This window comes from Bradyrhizobium sp. P5_C11_2, from assembly GCF_054049755.1.
In genome coordinates, this window is record NZ_JBFULT010000005.1 from 13,809 (window position 1) to 29,724 (window position 15,916).

Consider the following 15,916-nt stretch of genomic DNA (forward strand, 5'->3'; position numbering starts at 1 on the left):
CCCCAACCCTCCCCCGCAAGCGGGGGAGGGAGCGCAGTGTGATCGCGGATACGTTCCCACCCCATCATTCGCCGGACTGCTTATGACGCTGACCCTCGAGACCCGCGACCTCACCATCCGCTTCGGCGGCCATGTCGCGGTCAACAACGTCACTTGCAGCTTTCGCCCCGGCGAGCTCACCGCCATCGTCGGGCCGAACGGCGCCGGCAAGACCACCTATTTCAACCTGATCTCGGGCCAGTTGCGCGCCTCGAGCGGCAGCATCCTGTTCGACGGCGCCGACATCACGCATCGCTCCGCGCCCTTGCGCACCCGCGCCGGCCTTGGCCGCGCGTTCCAGTTGACCAACCTGTTTCCGAACCTCACGGTGGAGGAAAACGTCCGTCTCGCGGTGCAGGCGGCGAACGGCACCCATTACGACATGCTGCGACCCTGGATGATGCGCCGCGACCTGATCGCCCGCGCCGACGCCATCCTCGACCAGGTCGCGCTCGGCAATCGGCGCGGCGTCACTGCGACCGCACTGTCGCATGGCGACCAGCGCAAGCTCGAGGTCGCGCTGATGATCGCGCTGGAGCCGAAAGTGTTCATGTTCGACGAGCCGACCGCCGGGATGAGCATCGACGAGGTGCCGGTGGTGCTGAACCTGATCGCGCAGCTCAAGCAGGACAGCAGCAAGATCATCCTCCTGGTCGAGCACAAGATGGACGTGGTGCGCTCGCTCGCCGACCGCATCATCGTGCTGCATAACGGCCAGCTTGTTGCCGATGGTCCGCCGGCCGAGGTGATCGCGTCCCCGATCGTGCAGGAAGCCTATCTCGGCGTGGCGCCCAGGAAAGCTGCATCGGAGGGCGCGGCATGACCGATCTGCTGAAACTCTCCGGCGTGCACACCCATATCGGCCGCTATCACATCCTCCAGGGCATCGATCTCGCGGTCCCGCAGGGACAGACCACGATGCTGCTCGGCCGCAACGGCGCCGGCAAGACCACGACGCTGCGCACCATCATGGGCCTCTGGCAGGCGTCCCGCGGCGAGATCGTGCTGGCCGGCGAGCGCATCGAGAGCCGCGCCACGCCCGACATCGCGCGGCTCGGCGTCGGCTACGTGCCGGAGAGCATGGCGGTGTTCTCCGACCTCACGGTGAAGGAGAATTTGGTGCTGGCGGCGCGCGACGGGCCGCTCGACGACACCCAGCTCGACTGGATCTTCGGCTTCTTCCCGGCGCTGCGCCGGTTCTGGCTGTCGCGCGCGGGAAGCCTCTCCGGCGGACAGAAGCAGATGCTGTCGATCGCGCGCGCGATCATCGAGCCGCGCAAGCTGCTCTTGATCGACGAGCCGACCAAGGGGCTGGCGCCCGCGATCGTCATGGCGCTGATCGAGTGCCTGAAGGAGATCAAGCGCAAGGGCGCCACCATTCTCCTCGTCGAGCAGAATTTCTTTGCCGCCCGCGAGCTCGGCGACAACGTGCTGGTCATGGACAACGGCACCATCGTCCATCGCGGCGAGATGGCGGCGCTGGCCACCGACGTGCCGCTCCAGGAGCGGCTGTTGGGCCTGAGCCTGGAGGCGCATCAATGACTGAGCTGGCTGCAACCGATCCGCTGCCGAAGCCGAAGCGCGACATCGCGCCGATCCTGCTGCCGATCGCGCTGGCGCTCGCAATGATCCCGCTGATCGGCTCGCCCAGCACCTGGCTGACGCTGACGGCCGCGAGCCTCGCGATGGGCATGATGATCTTCATCATGGCCTCGGGGTTGACGCTGGTGTTCGGCCTGATGGACGTGCTCAATTTCGGCCATGGCGCCTTCATCGCGGTCGGCGCCTATGTCGCGACCCTGGTGCTGGCGCCGTTCGCGGCCTCCGTGCAGGCAGACTCGCTGTGGGTGAACCTGGCGGTGCTGGCGCCGGCCGCGCTGCTGTCGATGGCGGTGTCCGGCGCGCTCGGCCTGGTCGTCGAGCGCGTGCTGATCCTCCCGGTCTACGGCCAGCATCTGAAGCAGATCCTGATGACGACCGGCGGCCTGATCGTCGCGGAGCAGACGCTCTATGCCTTGTGGGGACCACAGATCATCCCGATGCCGCTGCCGACCTCACTGCGCGGCTCCTTCATCCTCGGCGACGTCGCGATCGCCAAATACCGCGTGCTGGCGACGCTGATCGGGCTCTCCGTGTTCGTCGCGATCCAGCTCGTGCTCAACCGCACCAAGCTCGGCCTGCTGATCCGCGCCGGGGTCGAGAACCGCGAGATGGTCGAGGCGCTCGGCTATCGCATCCGCCGCCTATTCCTCGGCGTGTTCATGAYGGGATCGGCGCTCGCCGGCCTCGGCGGCGTGATGTGGGCGCTCTATCGCGAGCAGGTCCACGCCTCCATGAGCGACGACCTCACCGTGCTGATCTTCATCGTCGTCATCATCGGCGGCCTTGGGTCGATCGGCGGCTGCTTCATCGGCGCGATTTTGGTGGCGATGGTCGCCAATTACGGCGGCTTCCTGGTGCCGAAGCTCGCCCTCGTCTCCAACATCCTGCTGATGGTCGCCATCCTGATGTGGCGTCCGCGCGGCCTCTACGCGGTGACCAGCCGATGATGATCCTGTCAGGCGATCCGCCGAAGAGCCGCGTGCTCACGCTCGTTCTCGTCGTCATCATCCTGGCGCTGGCGGCGACGCCGTTCCTGTTCCCCGGCGCCAAGGCGCTGAACGTCGCGGCCAAGATCTGCGTCTTTGCCGCGCTGGTCGCGTCCTACGACCTGCTGCTCGGCTATACCGGCTCGGTGTCGTTCGCCCACACCATGTTCTACGGCATTGGCAGCTACGCCATCGCGATCGCGCTGTACGGGATGGGCCCGAATTGGGCCGCGGTGGCGACCGGCATCGTCGTCGGCCTGCCGCTCGCCGCCCTGCTCGCGCTCGCCATCGGCCTGTTCTCGCTGCGGGTCGCCGCGATCTTTTTCGCCATGATCACGCTGGCGGTCGCCTCCGCCTTCCAGGTGCTGGCCTCGCAGCTCTCCTGGCTGACCGGCGGCGAGGACGGACGCAGCTTTCAACTGCCGGAGCTGCTCAGGCCTGGTACGGTGCTGATCTCCAAAAATCTCCTCGGCTTCGAGATCAACGGCCGGACCCTGACCTACTACCTGGTGTTCGCGGTCTCGGCCCTGATGATCCTCGCCCTGTTGCGGGTGGTGAACTCGCCGTTCGGCCGCGTGCTGCAGGCGATCCGCGAGAATCGTTTTCGCGCCGAAGCGCTCGGCTTCCGCACCGTCTTCCACCTGACCTATGCCAACTGCCTCGCCGCACTGGTCGCCGCCGGTGCCGGCATCCTCAACGCGCTGTGGCTGCGCTATGCCGGGCCCGACACCTCGCTCAGCTTCTCGATCATGCTCGACATCCTGCTGATGGTGGTGATCGGCGGCATGGGCACGATCTATGGCGCGATCATCGGCGCCACGATCTTCATCCTCGCCCAGAACTATCTCCAGTCGCTGATGGGCGTCGCCTCCAAGGCAGCCGCCGAGGCCGGCCTGCCGCTGCTGCTGGGGCTGCTGCATCCCGACCGCTGGCTGCTGTGGCTCGGGCTGCTCTTCATCGCCAGCGTCTACTTCTTCCCGACCGGGGTGGTCGGACGGCTGCGCGCTGGCCGTGGAGAGAAGAGCGCGGGAGCCTCGCATTAAGCGGCGATTCATGATGCAGCGCCGCGCTTGATGCGGATGCCGCGCAACCGCAGAGCGATTCCCGCACTGCGGACGCGGGGCCGGCCGTGCAACCGGATTAATCCTTAGGTAACTGGTTTTCCTAAGGTTTGCGCCATTTGTGCGTTGTATTCATGTTCCCCCAGGGAGGGGGAATGCGCCAGGTCTTTTCCAGGATCGCAACCGGAATGTCCCTAGCCGTGAAGAACGGCTGGGAGKCTGCGGCGCGGCCAGGCCCCGTGCTGTGGCTGACCCTGTGCGGCGCGCTGCTCGTCGCCGGCATCTTCACCGTGACCGCGATGGCCATCGGCGAATTTCGCGAGCGCACACTGACCAACCGCGAGCGCGAGCTGGAAAATACCGTGCAGCTGATCGCACGCCATTTCGACCAGCAGTTCGAGGATTCCGACGTCGTCGCCGCCGACCTGATCGGGCAGATGAACCTGCCGGAGATCACCTCGCCGGCAATGTTCCGCGAGCGCATGTCGGGATCCGACGCGAACCGGATGCTGAGGGGCAAGATCAGCGCGGTGTCCCATCTCGGCGACATCGTGATCTACGACGCGGACGGCGACATCATCAACTGGTCGCGCGCCCAGCCGCTGCCCAAGATCAACATTTCGTCCCGGGACTATTTCCAGACCTTCAAATCGAATCCGCGCGCCGAGCCGGTCCTGCTGGAATCCGTGCGCAGCTACATCATCGGGAAATGGACGACCATCGTCGCGCGCCGGCTGAACATGCCGGACGGCACGTTCCTCGGCGTCATGGTGCGCCGGATCGATCCCGACAGCTATCAGCACTATTTCGCGTCCGTGGCGCTCGCCGAAGGCGCGGCCATTTCGCTGTTCGATCGCGAAGGCAAGATGCTGGCGCGCTACCCGCATGTCGAGGAGCTGATCGGCAGGAATTTCAAGGACGCGCCGCTGATGCGCAAGATGCTGGCCGAGGGCGGCCGGCACACGCTGCGCGTCAAGGGTCCGATCGACGGCGAAGACCGCCTCGGCTCGGCGGCCTCGCTCTCGCATTTCCCACTGGTCATCGTCGCGACCAACACCACGAGTGCCGCGCTGGCCGACTGGCGCCAGCAGACCGGCTTCATGCTCACCACGGCAACGCTTTCGGCGATCGTGATCGCGTTGATCCTCTTCCTGATCATCCGCCAGATCGGCCGGCAGAGCCGGGAAGCCCAGGAGCGGATCGAAGCGGAGCGGCAGCGGCTCGACACCGCCCTGAACAACATGTCGCAAGGACTGATCCTGTACGACGCCGCCGGATTTATCGTCACCTGCAACCGCCGCTACGCCGAGATGTTCGGCCTGTCCCACGACGTCATCAAGCCCGGCTGCCACATCCGCGAGGCGATGTATCATCGCAAGGAACGTGGCGCGTTCGGCGGCGACGTCGAGGCGTTTTGCACCGATGTGATGCGGGTCGTCGCCGAAGGCAAGGTCTCCACCAGGATCCATGAACTGCCCAATGGCCGCGCCTTCCAGGTCATCAACACCCCGCTGGCGCAGGGCGGATGGGTCGCCACGATCGAGGAAATCACCGAGCGGCGCAATCTGGAGCAGGAACGCGACCGCAACCACATGTTCCTGCGCGAGATCATCGATCACATCCCCTCGCAGATCACGGTGAAGGATGCCCGGACGCGGCAGTATCTGCTGGTCAACCGGACCGCCGAGGAGCAATTCGGCCAGCCCGGTGACATCATCGTCGGCAAGACTCCCTTCGACATGTATCCGGATGCCATCGCCAGGATCGTCACCGACGACGACAGCAAGGCGCTGCAGGCGGCCGAGGGATTGTTCATGGACGAGCACGCCTGGCCGAGCCAAACCAAGGGACCGCGCTACATCACCTCGACCCGGATCGGCATTCGCGACAAGTCCGGCGAGCCGCGCTACCTCATCAGCGTCGTCGAGGATGTCACCGAGCGGCGGCGCGCCCACGAGAAGATCGCGCATATGGCGCACTACGATGCGCTGACCGACCTGCCGAACCGCACGCTGTTCCGCGAACAGATCGAACGCGAACTGGCGAAGGTCGCCGGCGGCGAGCAGTTCGCGCTGCTCTATATCGACGTCGACGAGTTCAAGGGCATCAACGATTCGCTCGGCCATCATGTCGGCGACGAGCTGTTGAAGGCGATCGCGGGCCGCATCCGGGGCTGCCTCAAGCAGGACGACCTGATCGCGCGGCTCGGCGGCGACGAATTCGCCGTGATCCAGACCAAGGTGGAATCGTCGGCCGACGTGCTGTCGTTCGTGACCCGCATCCACGAGGCGATCCGACGCCCCTATCACTGCCTCGGCCACCAGCTCTCGACCGATGCCAGCATCGGCATCGCGCTGGCGCCGCAGGACGGCACCGATCTCGATCAGCTCATCAAGAACGCCGATCTCGCGATGTACGGCGCCAAGGCGGAGGGCCGCCGCACCTATCGCTTCTTCGTGCCGGCGATGGATGCGAGCGCCAAGGCGCGGCTCACCATGGAGCAGGACCTGCGTCAGGCCCTGGTGAACGGCGGCTTCGAGATCCACTACCAGCCGCTGGTCAACCTGCACTCCGGCGAGGTCTCGGGCTGCGAGGCGCTGCTGCGCTGGCGGCATCCCGAGCGCGGCATGGTGTCGCCGGCCGAATTCATTCCGGTCGCCGAGGATACCGGCCTGATCAACGAGCTCGGCGACTGGGTGCTCCGCACCGCCTGCAACGAGGCCGCGACCTGGCCGGCGCATGTGCGGCTCGCGGTCAACGTCTCGCCGGTGCAGCTCAAATGCGACACGCTGGCCCTGAAGATCGCAAGCGCGCTCGCCAATTCCGGCCTCGACCCGCGGCGGCTCGAGCTCGAGATCACCGAGGCCGTGCTGATCCGCGACGACGAGGCGGCGCTCTCGATCCTGCACCAGCTCCGCTCGATCGGCGTGCGCATCGCGCTCGACGATTTCGGCACCGGCTACTCCTCGCTGAGCTATCTGAAGCGCTTCCCGTTCGACAAGATCAAGATCGACCGCTGCTTCGTCGCCGACATCGCCGACGCGAGCGGCGCGCCCGTCATCGTGCAGGCCGTGGTGAAGATCGCGGCCGCCAGCAACATGACCACGGTCGCCGAGGGCGTCGAGACCGAGGCCCAGCGCGAGATGCTGCGCGCCCTCGGCTGCACGGAGATGCAGGGCTATCTGTTCAGCGCCGCGAAGCCGGCCGCCGAGGTGCGCAAGCTGTTCGGCCCGGGCGGCGCCGTACCGGTGGCGGCGGTGGCCTGAGATGGCGAAGCCGAGGAAAACTTCAGCGAAAACCATCGACGTCGCCGACTCCTATGCGGTGCGGCTGATGCAGCATCTGGTCGTCCCGACCTTCGTGATCGACCCGAAGCGCCGCGTCGTGATCTGGAACAGGGCCTGCGAGCGGCTGACCGGCGTCGCCGCCTCCGAGGTGATCGGCACCACGAAACACTGGCAGGCCTTCTACGAGACCAGGCGGCCTTGCCTCGCCGACCTGGTCGCGCTCGACCGGCCGGAACGGCTTCCGGAGTTCTATCCGGAATATGCGGCGCGCGGCCATAACGGGCTCGGCTTCAGCGCAGAGAACTGGTGCGTGATGCCGAAGCTCGGCAGCCAGCTCTATCTCGCCATCGACGCCGGCCCGATCCACGACGAGGCCGGCAATCTGATCGCGGTGGTGGAGACGCTGCGCGATCTCACCGACCAGAAGCGCGCCGAGACGGCGCTCAAGGAGCTCGCCACCAAGGACGGACTGACCGGGCTCTCGAACCGCCGTTCCTTCGATCAGGTGCTGATGACGGAATGGGCCCGCGCCCGGCGCACGCAGAAGCCCCTGGCGCTGCTGTTCGTCGATGTCGATCATTTCAAGCTGTTCAACGACCGGCACGGCCATCAAACCGGGGACGAATGCCTGCGCGCGGTTGCCGCCGTCGTCAGCCGCCATGCGATGCGCCCGCTCGACCTCGCCAGCCGCTATGGCGGCGAGGAGTTCGCGCTGATCCTGCCGGACATGAATTGCGACGACGCCTGCGCCATCGCCGATGAGATCCGCTGTGCCGTCATGGCCTTGCGGGTCCCCCATGGCGCCGTCGGGGCCGGTGATCACGTCACCCTCAGCGTCGGCGTCACCAGCCACATCCCGGGCGAAAGCGACGGCGGCCCCGATCGGCTGCTCGGTGCGGCCGACGAGGCGCTTTATGCGGCAAAACGGCTCGGTCGCAACCGCGTCATCTGCACCGAACGCCTGCTGGCCGAATTCGCAGGCCTCGGCCGGGAGCCGGTTCCTGGCCGCGCCGCCCGCAAATCGGCCTGAAAACGGCCGGCGAGAAGCGGTTGCCCACCCCCCGCCAATCGGCTAAATGAACCTCGACTAGCACCCGTAGCTCAGCTGGATAGAGCGTTGCCCTCCGAAGGCAAAGGTCACACGTTCGAATCGTGTCGGGTGCGCCATTTCACGATTTGCTCGTCGTGGTGGCGGCTGCCACGCAAGCGTCCCGCGGGCGCGCCTACAGCGCAATTGACAGCGATGCCGCACCCTCGGCGCCAGAGCGTGGAAGCGACATGAGCCGCAGATACCCTTATCCGCGCTTTCTACAGTTCAGACTGACACCCCTTGAGCAGCTTCGCTACGTCATACGACGTCCCTGGCGGAGACTACGGGTGTGGCGCGAGCGCCTCTGGTATTCAAAGCTTGTTTGGCGATGGGTCGGCGGTCCCCTACATGACCGGAAGTACGCGCCTTGGTATTCCTATTCGCCCGAGACGAGGGCGCCTGTTGTGACCGACCTGAACAGGAACGGGTGCCGCACGCGACATGGAGTTGCGGTCGTCCATTGGAATCGCTTCGGGGAGGTCCTACGCCCGATCCGCGCGCGGGATGTGCTGCAGCCCGATGGCACGCGAGGCAACGTCCAGAACCGAATGGGTTGGTGGCGGCGCGAGGGCCGCGGCGAAAAGATCTGGATTATCGGAGACGTCGATATTCGCACGGACGACGTCGTCTTCGGCGACGCCGTCTCGCAAGACCTGAAATACGAACCGCCGATGGCCGATTCTTCCGACCGCCTCGAACGTGAGCTCGCCTTATACCGTCCATTCGTCGATGCGCTGGCGAACGACAAGTTTGTGGCCATTGCCCACAGCATGCTCATGCACCTTGATTGGATGCGCATCGGTACGCGCGAGATCGGCACGTTCGATAGCCTCCACCACATGATTGCGTGCCTGCGCAACAAGGGGGAGGACTATCTTGACTACAAATTCGGCGATTACCCGGTCACCCTGACCGATACCGAAAGGACGGAGCATACGCAGCGGATGAGAGAGATCATGCGCTCTCTGGGCTGGCGCAGCTATACAGCGGACGAGCTCAAGGCGAGGATGCGAGAAGATTTCCGCATTCGGGCCGAACGCCGGGTCGGGGCATGGCGACGGCTGGATAACTACGAAGTGCGGCCGGCCGGCAGCCATGATGTCCTCGCCAAAACGCCGCTCGTCGCGGATATGCCGCTCTACGAGGGCGACGAGGCAGAATGGTTCGACACGTTAGGGCAAGAGGAGCGAATCGCGGCCTCCTCGCAATTCGCCCAACGACTAAAGGATCTCGCGAACAGTGGCCGCCTCACGGCGATCGAGTTCGAAGAGCTATCGCAGTATCTCATCTAGATCGCGACTTCTACGCCGGCGGCGACACCGCCATTTCGAATGACTATTCAGTGAGACCTTGAACCGGAGGGTGCTCCCCCGGAAATCAAGCGAGACGCTCACGTCAGCATCGAGATGATCGCCTGGATCTGGTCGGAGGCGGAGGTCACCAGCCCGTCATACGACGTCTGGCCGTGTGCGGCAGACTTCAGGATGCATTCGGCCACGGCCGCTTTCAGACCGAACACCGACTGATGGGCCGGTACGCTCGCCATCACGGTCTCCAGTGCCTGACGCATCGTCTGAATGAGCTCGGAGCTGTATTGCATTGGCTGTCCTCCGTGGGCTCATATTAGATCGCGTGCTCTTGCTCGCCACTCACAAGCCTGAGACTGTTCTTTGAACCTGGTCGAGACTGAACGCCTCAATTCAAACGCCAGATGGCCGCATTGAGCAGGCCGGCGAACGGGGCCCGGGCTGCGTAAGGCGCGAAAAAGCATCCATCACCTCGCGCTTCGCTTCGCCCGATTGTATCATCCTGCCATGAGCGAATCCGACACGGTGACTGGCGAGACCTCGCCGGTGCGCAAGATCATCCATATCGACATGGATGCCTTCTATGCGTCCGTGGAGCAGCGCGACAATCCGGAGCTGCGCGGAAAGCCGGTCGCGGTCGGAGGCTCCGCGGAACGCGGCGTCGTCGCGGCCGCCAGCTATGAGGCTCGCCAGTTCGGCGTTCGCTCCGCGATGCCGTCGGTGACCGCGAAGCGGCAATGTCCTGATCTGATCTTCGTCAAGCCGCGGTTCGAGATCTACAAGGCGATCTCCAGGCAGATCCGCGACATCTTTGCCGAGCACACGCCGATCATCGAGCCGCTGTCGCTCGACGAGGCCTATCTCGACGTGACGGAGAACCTGCAAGGCATTCCGCTGGCGCGGGACGTCGCGCTGCGGATTCGCGAGACAATCAAGGCCGAGACGGGCCTCAACGCTTCGGCAGGCATCTCCTACAACAAGTTTCTGGCAAAACTCGCCTCCGATCATCGCAAGCCCAACGGTCAGTTCGTGATCTCGCCGGAGATGGGGCCCGCCTTCGTCGAGACGCTGCCCGTCGGCAAGTTTCATGGGATCGGCCCGGCGACCAGTGCGAAGATGAATGCGCTCGGCCTGTTCACCGGTCTCGACATCCGCAACCAGACGCTGGAGTTCATGAATGCGAATTTCGGCAAGTCGGGCGCGTATTATTATTGGATCTCACGCGGCGTCGACGAGCGGCCGGTGCGGGCCAACCGGATCCGCAAGTCGATCGGCGCGGAGACCACATTCTCGACCGACCTTGACGAATTCGACACGCTGGTCGCCGAGCTCAAGCCTCTCGTCGACAAGGTCTGGCGCCATTGCGAGACGACCGGCAACCGCGGCCGCACCGTCACCTTGAAGATCAAATTMGCCGACTTCGAGATCATCACGCGCAGCAGGTCCGTCACCGCGCCGGTCGCAGGCCGGAACGATCTGGAACGGCTGGCCTGTGGCCTGCTCGAAGTCGAGATGCCGCTGCCCAAGCGTGTCAGGCTGCTGGGGGTATCGCTATCGTCCCTCCAGGACGGGGACGATGCGGAGCCGCAGCTGACTTTCGGCATTTGAACCACACTGAAAGACCCTCCGCGAACGCGACATCCTTGCGCGCGTGGCGGATTTTCAGACCCGCCACCGCCAAAGGTCGATCGGCCCGCGCCAATCAATGCTTCATCTGCTCGAACACCACGATTACCCCTGTCGGCTCGGGCTCATGTGCCGTCAGGCGCGTCAGTTCCGAATCGCTCCAGTCGGCGAGACTGACGACCTCGCCGGTCTGCCGCTCCGCGCCCGCCGACGGGGTGGGCTCGAGCACCTTGAGTCCCGTTTCATCGACGAAGAACGTGTGCTCGCCGAACATGCTGCTGAGCTGGGGCATGGCGGGATGCTCGTCGGGCAGCACCTGGGCGCCGAGTTGATTGACGGTCTGCTTCACCTGTGCGGACGTTAGCTTCATGAGCTGCTCCGTTTTGCCGTGTCGGGTTTCATGGGTTGGAGCCAGCGCGGGCGTTCCCTGCGCCGTTTCTCGCCTGGCTCAACGTCCGAACGGGTGCCACGCACAAATGTTCCGGCAGAATTCATTTCGTGATCGCGAGTTTCATCCGCCGCTGCTTCGGCGCGCGATCGCCACACCGTGCACATCATTTTGGCGCTCCGGCGCCAACGCGCCACCTAGAGATCGAAATTGCTGGGCAGCATCACGACATCGCGAATCGTCGTGCCGCGCGGCCGCGTCAGCATGAACATCACGACGTCGGCCACCTCGGCGGCCTCCAGCAGGCTTCCCGATTCCCGGGCGGCCTTCAGCTTCTCGAGAGGCCAGTCCGCGAGCAATGCGCTGATGACGGGGCCGGGCGAGACTGATCCCACGCGGATGCCGTGCTTGAACACCTGGCGTCGCACCGTCTGGACAAAGCAATTGATCGCCCATTTGGACGACGCATAGACGGGCTCCCACGGCGTCGGAAAATGCGCCGCCAGGGAGCTCGTGACGATGATGTCACCGGTCCGGCGCTCGATCATGTGAGGAAGCACGTCGTGGACGTTCTTCATCACGACGTTGACGTTCAAGTTCAGCATCCGGTCGATCGCCCCGGTGTCGGCATCGACCAGGTCGCCGCCGACATAGGTTCCCGCGTTCGCATGCAGGATGTCGAGCTGGCCCGCTGTCTCCAGAACCTTTGGCAGCAGCGTCGCGCAGTCCTTGGGGTCGAGCAGATCGACGACGAGCGGGATCACCGCTTCGCCGTGCCTGTCGCAGAGCGCCTTCAGCGCCGCAGCGTCGCGGTCGACCATCACCACGCGCGCGCCCGCGGCCAGCATCGCCTCGGTGCTGGCCAGCCCGATGCCCGACGCGGCCCCCGTCACGACGGCAACCTTGCCTTCCAATGCTCCTGCCATGGGGCCTCCTCCCGATCGCGTCACCGCCAGCGGCGGAATGCCTGCCGCCACGGCCGCACGCACGCGGCCTACTTGACATTCGTGGCGAAAATCAACACGGCGGCAAGGACGCGCGCGAGGGCGCGGCAGATCCTATTCGCTCCGGTTCTCGCCGACCGAGAGCGCGCAGATCCGCGACAGATGCGTGTAGGGCAGACCGGTCTCCTCGGCCCAGGCGTTGAACTGCGCCTGCACCTTGGCGAGATCGCCCTTCGACTTGACCTCCTCGGCGATGTCGAGACCAGCATCGCGCAGGCAGGCGACGACATCCCTGGACGCGACGAAACCGTCCCAGCCGACGAAGCGCAGCAGCATCTGGCCGGTGTTGCCGCCAAGACGGCTGCCGCGCTTGACGAGCAGGTCAAGCAGGCCGATCTCGTCGGACGAGGGCCACTTCGCCAGAAACTTGCCGAAGCTGCCGTGCTCCTTGGCGATGGCCTGCACGAAGGCGGCGTTGTCGCGCACCGACATGATCTTGGCGCCGTTGCGCACGATGCGGACATCGCGCAGCAGGCCTTCCCAATAATCTTCGGGCTGGAAGCTGAGCTTGGCCGGCTGGAAGCGCAGGAAGGCGTCCTCGAAGCCGTCCCACTTCGAATCGATCACGCTCCAGGCGAAGCCCGCGCAAAACACCCGCTTGGTCATCTCGGCAAGGATGCGATCGTCGCCGAGCCTGGCCAGCCGCTTCAGGTCGGGCTTTGCCGGCATCAGACTGTCCAGCGCCTTCGGCCCGCCCTTGCGCTTTTCGGCGCGGGCGCGAATGGTCTTGAAGGAGGTCATGCGATCACCCGCGTTGAAGGCGCGCCACGACACCAGAATTCGATGATCCGGTCCAGCCCTGCGACGCCCCGCCCCTTGCGCGCGCCAAGGCGCCGGAGCATGCTTGCCGCGTCCGATTGACCAGAAGAAGCGACCATGCTGGACTGCTTCTTGCTTGATGACGTTTTGCAATTCCCAAATATTTTCAACGTCTCATACACGGATTTTCTATGCGTTGCCTGGTCGTGGCCGACCTGCACTATTCGCTGCCGCAGCTCGACTGGCTGGTCAGCGCCGCGCCGCAGTTCGACCTCGTGATCTTTGCCGGCGATGCGCTCGACATCGGCTCCATGGTGGATTTTCGCGCCCAGATCGTGGTGGTGAAGAAGTACCTCGCGTTGCTCGCCGCGCAGACCAAGGTCATTCTCTGCTCCGGCAATCACGACCTCGACGAGCGCAATCCGGAGGGCGAGAAGATCTCGCGCTGGATCTCGGAGGTCCGCGAGCTTGGCGTTGCCTGCGACGGCGACAGCCTGTCGATCGGCGACACGCTGTTCACGGTGTGCCCGTGGTGGGACGGACCGTTGGTCAAGCAGCGCCTCGTCGACCAGCTGCGCGATGCGTCCGTCAACCGGCCGCAGCGATGGATCTGGGCGCATCATGCGCCGCCGGCAGACTCGCCGACGAGCTGGGGCGGCAAGCGCTTCTTCGGCGATGTCGAGCTGGTGCAATGGATCATGCAGTATCAGCCGGCGATGGTGATCTCCGGCCACGTGCATCAGTCACCCTTCATCCCCGACGGCTCGTGGTTCGACCGGCTCGGCCCGACCTGGGTGTTCAACGCCGGACTGCAGCACGGCCGTCCGCCGACGCATATCGTGCTGGACCTCGATGCGAACAAGGCGTTCTGGCTGGCGGCGGGCGAAGCACAGTGGATCGATCTCGACGCGCCGCTGAAGCGGCCCGCGCTCCCGGTCGAGGCTGCGCCGGACTGGCTTACATCCCTGGATCGGATTGCCGATCCGCCGTTGCCGGATGCTCCGCCGCTGACGCGGCCGTCCGAAGGGCGGGCGGGTCTATGAGTTCCTGTTGATTTCTCCTCCAAGTTGCGGTTTGATACCCATAAAACCAATAGGGGTATAAAATGCAAATTGCTGTGCTCGTCGGGCCCGTCCTGTCGCCCTGCGGCGATTGAAGACGCAGCTCCGGCGCCAATTCCCGATCCGATGCCAGGCTCGGATGCGTCATGGCTGACGAACAGTCTGCCACCTGGTCCCCGCATGACATCGCGGGACACCCGGTCGCACCGCATCAATCGTAGCCGCAGTTCTCGACCGTGTCGTTATCCAGACTGAGCTGGATGTTGAGCGGCGTCGCGGTCACTTTGTAAACCAGAGCGGCCTCCTGCAATGTCCTTCGTTTCCGTGCCGTTCCTTGGTCTCGTCGTCGTGACGTTCCTGCTTTACCACGCCACGTCGAGGCTCGCGGTCCAGAATTTCATCATACTCGCAGCCAGCTACGTATTTTACGGCTGGTGGGACTGGCGTTTTCTGTCCCTGCTGATCGGAATTTCCATCGTCAACTATGCTGCGGCAATTCTGATCGCCGCGAGCGTTCGCGAGAAGGTTCGGAATCTCCTGGTCTTTTTCGCCGTCGCGACCGCAATCGCCGCTCTTGCGATATTCAAGTACTTCAATTTCTTTGTCGATTCCTTCGGGGCGATCGCTCACCGCGCGGGTCTAAATCCCCATCTGCCGACGTTACGCATTATCCTGCCGCTGGGAATTTCCTTCATCACGTTCCAGGGCATCGCATACGTGGTGGACGTTTATCGCGGCAAGCACGCCGCTGAGACAAACCTCGTCAAGTTTTTCGCCTTCAAGGCATTCTTTCCGCAACTCGTGGCGGGGCCGATCGAAAGAGCCAGCAATCTCCTGGATCAATTTTCGATGCCGCGGCGATTCACGTCTGATCATGCCGATCGCGCACTCTGGCTGCTGATCTACGGCTATGCCATGAAAGTGGTGGTGGCGGATAGTCTGGCGCCGATCGTCGACACGCTCTTCGTTTCGGATCAGCCCTTTGGCTGGTCGGTGCTGCTTGCCACGATCGCATTCGGTATCCAGATCTATGCCGACTTCAACGGATACAGTCTCATCGCCAAAGGCGTCGCGCTGCTGTTCGGCTTCGAATTGACGTGGAATTTCCGCTACCCTTATTGGTCGACATCCATCAGCGAATTCTGGCGCCGCTGGCACATCAGTCTCAGCACCTGGCTACGCGACTATTTGTACATTCCGCTCGGCGGGAACCGTCGCGGCGAAGCGATCACGAACCGGAATCTGCTGTTGACGATGGCGCTGGGAGGCCTCTGGCACGGCGCGTCGTGGACGTTCGTTCTTTGGGGACTGCTTCACGGCCTGGCGCTTGCGATCTGGCGGATGGTGTCGCGCGGAGGCGAGCCCACTTCGAAAGCGGCGCGAAGTGCAAGCTGGGTGCTCACCATGCTGGTCGTGTTCATCGGCTGGTTCCTGTTTCGCGCGGTCAATTGGGATTTGCTGGCGGGCATGCTGGGCGCGCTCAGGAACTGGGAATGGGCGCCCGTACACAGCGCCATCGTAGTCGCCATTCTGACTTTGTCCGTGCCGCTGTTGCTGCTGGAGTGGCAGCTTCAATCGCGCGGGGACTATTTTCTGCTCCAGCGGCCCGTGTGGGTGAGGTACCCGCTATTCGCAGCGCTGGCGGCTGTGACGATCGCAGCCTCCGGGCACGTCAACGCAACCTTCATCTATTTTCAGTTCTAGGT

The 15,916-nt window shown here is 64.4% G+C and carries 14 protein-coding genes and 1 tRNA gene; 11 read left to right on the top strand and 4 right to left on the bottom strand.

Features of this window, described 5'->3' with window-relative positions; genetic code table 11:
* Positions 1-82 precede the first annotated feature (82 nt).
* From ACXJL8_RS01090 to ACXJL8_RS01125, 8 genes are all read left to right on the top strand, one after another.
* Positions 83-862, top strand: coding sequence for an ABC transporter ATP-binding protein (locus tag ACXJL8_RS01090; protein ID WP_456618428.1), 780 nt, complete (start codon positions 83-85; stop codon positions 860-862).
* Positions 859-1,581 (top strand): branched-chain amino acid ABC transporter ATP-binding protein, encoded by a 723-nt coding sequence (locus ACXJL8_RS01095; RefSeq protein WP_456618429.1) that lies wholly within the window; start codon positions 859-861, stop codon positions 1,579-1,581. The genes ACXJL8_RS01090 and ACXJL8_RS01095 overlap by 4 nt, the downstream gene beginning before the upstream one ends.
* Positions 1,578-2,588, top strand: a complete 1,011-nt coding sequence (locus ACXJL8_RS01100) for a branched-chain amino acid ABC transporter permease (protein ID WP_456684494.1) — start codon at positions 1,578-1,580, stop codon at positions 2,586-2,588. The genes ACXJL8_RS01095 and ACXJL8_RS01100 overlap by 4 nt, the downstream gene beginning before the upstream one ends.
* Positions 2,585-3,670, top strand: a complete 1,086-nt coding sequence (locus tag ACXJL8_RS01105; protein WP_456618431.1) for a branched-chain amino acid ABC transporter permease — start codon at positions 2,585-2,587, stop codon at positions 3,668-3,670. Before ACXJL8_RS01100 ends, ACXJL8_RS01105 begins: the two co-directional genes overlap by 4 nt.
* A 173-nt stretch (positions 3,671-3,843) precedes the next feature.
* Positions 3,844-6,954 (top strand): bifunctional diguanylate cyclase/phosphodiesterase, encoded by a 3,111-nt coding sequence (locus ACXJL8_RS01110; protein WP_456684495.1) that lies wholly within the window; start codon positions 3,844-3,846, stop codon positions 6,952-6,954.
* Position 6,955: 1 nt separating this feature from the next.
* Positions 6,956-8,005: a sensor domain-containing diguanylate cyclase gene (locus ACXJL8_RS01115; RefSeq protein WP_456618433.1), complete on the top strand. Its 1,050-nt coding sequence runs from the start codon at positions 6,956-6,958 to the stop codon at positions 8,003-8,005.
* A gap of 60 nt (positions 8,006-8,065) precedes the next feature.
* Positions 8,066-8,142, top strand: a tRNA-Arg gene (locus tag ACXJL8_RS01120).
* 429 nt (positions 8,143-8,571) lie between these two features.
* On the top strand, positions 8,572-9,357 hold the full coding sequence (locus tag ACXJL8_RS01125; protein WP_456684496.1) for a hypothetical protein: 786 nt from the start codon (positions 8,572-8,574) through the stop codon (positions 9,355-9,357).
* Positions 9,358-9,455: 98 nt separating this feature from the next.
* Here the strand turns inward: ACXJL8_RS01125 and ACXJL8_RS01130 are convergent, their stop codons facing one another.
* A complete protein-coding gene (locus tag ACXJL8_RS01130; protein WP_456618435.1) occupies positions 9,456-9,665 on the bottom strand; it encodes a hypothetical protein in 210 nt (69 codons plus the stop codon).
* A gap of 214 nt (positions 9,666-9,879) precedes the next feature.
* On the opposite strand from ACXJL8_RS01130, the gene dinB reads away from it, so the two are divergent.
* A complete protein-coding gene (gene dinB, locus ACXJL8_RS01135) occupies positions 9,880-10,980 on the top strand; it encodes a DNA polymerase IV (RefSeq protein ID WP_456684497.1) in 1,101 nt (366 codons plus the stop codon).
* A gap of 94 nt (positions 10,981-11,074) precedes the next feature.
* Here dinB and ACXJL8_RS01140 read toward each other — a convergent pair whose 3' ends face one another.
* From ACXJL8_RS01140 to ACXJL8_RS01150, 3 genes are all read right to left on the bottom strand, one after another.
* The gene (locus ACXJL8_RS01140; protein WP_456618437.1) at positions 11,075-11,368 is read right to left on the bottom strand and encodes a hypothetical protein; all 294 of its coding nucleotides are present in this window, start codon (positions 11,366-11,368) and stop codon (positions 11,075-11,077) included.
* 215 nt (positions 11,369-11,583) lie between these two features.
* The gene (locus ACXJL8_RS01145) at positions 11,584-12,312 is read right to left on the bottom strand and encodes an SDR family oxidoreductase (protein WP_456618438.1); all 729 of its coding nucleotides are present in this window, start codon (positions 12,310-12,312) and stop codon (positions 11,584-11,586) included.
* 132 nt (positions 12,313-12,444) lie between these two features.
* Positions 12,445-13,131 (bottom strand): DNA-3-methyladenine glycosylase I, encoded by a 687-nt coding sequence (locus ACXJL8_RS01150; RefSeq protein ID WP_456618439.1) that lies wholly within the window; start codon positions 13,129-13,131, stop codon positions 12,445-12,447.
* Positions 13,132-13,340: 209 nt separating this feature from the next.
* Between ACXJL8_RS01150 and ACXJL8_RS01155 the strand changes: the two genes are divergently transcribed.
* Positions 13,341-14,192 (top strand): metallophosphoesterase family protein, encoded by an 852-nt coding sequence (locus ACXJL8_RS01155; protein ID WP_456618440.1) that lies wholly within the window; start codon positions 13,341-13,343, stop codon positions 14,190-14,192.
* 327 nt (positions 14,193-14,519) lie between these two features.
* Positions 14,520-15,914 carry an MBOAT family O-acyltransferase gene (locus ACXJL8_RS01160; RefSeq protein ID WP_456618441.1) on the top strand — a complete coding sequence of 465 codons (1,395 nt, stop codon included), beginning with the start codon at positions 14,520-14,522 and terminating at the stop codon, positions 15,912-15,914.
* Positions 15,915-15,916 lie beyond the last annotated feature (2 nt).

What these genes read in the sequence shown, in the direction of transcription:
- ACXJL8_RS01145 (WP_456618438.1), bottom strand. Translation starts at nt 12,312, where the DNA reads ATGGCAGGAGCATTGGAAGGCAAGGTTGCCGTCGTGACGGGGGCCGCG.
- ACXJL8_RS01130 (WP_456618435.1), bottom strand. Translation starts at nt 9,665, where the DNA reads ATGCAATACAGCTCCGAGCTCATTCAGACGATGCGTCAGGCACTGGAG.
- ACXJL8_RS01095 (WP_456618429.1), top strand. Translation starts at nt 859, where the DNA reads ATGACCGATCTGCTGAAACTCTCCGGCGTGCACACCCATATCGGCCGC.
- ACXJL8_RS01090 (WP_456618428.1), top strand. Translation starts at nt 83, where the DNA reads ATGACGCTGACCCTCGAGACCCGCGACCTCACCATCCGCTTCGGCGGC.
- ACXJL8_RS01160 (WP_456618441.1), top strand. Translation starts at nt 14,520, where the DNA reads ATGTCCTTCGTTTCCGTGCCGTTCCTTGGTCTCGTCGTCGTGACGTTC.
- ACXJL8_RS01155 (WP_456618440.1), top strand. Translation starts at nt 13,341, where the DNA reads ATGCGTTGCCTGGTCGTGGCCGACCTGCACTATTCGCTGCCGCAGCTC.
- ACXJL8_RS01150 (WP_456618439.1), bottom strand. Translation starts at nt 13,131, where the DNA reads ATGACCTCCTTCAAGACCATTCGCGCCCGCGCCGAAAAGCGCAAGGGC.
- ACXJL8_RS01105 (WP_456618431.1), top strand. Translation starts at nt 2,585, where the DNA reads ATGATGATCCTGTCAGGCGATCCGCCGAAGAGCCGCGTGCTCACGCTC.
- ACXJL8_RS01115 (WP_456618433.1), top strand. Translation starts at nt 6,956, where the DNA reads ATGGCGAAGCCGAGGAAAACTTCAGCGAAAACCATCGACGTCGCCGAC.
- ACXJL8_RS01140 (WP_456618437.1), bottom strand. Translation starts at nt 11,368, where the DNA reads ATGAAGCTAACGTCCGCACAGGTGAAGCAGACCGTCAATCAACTCGGC.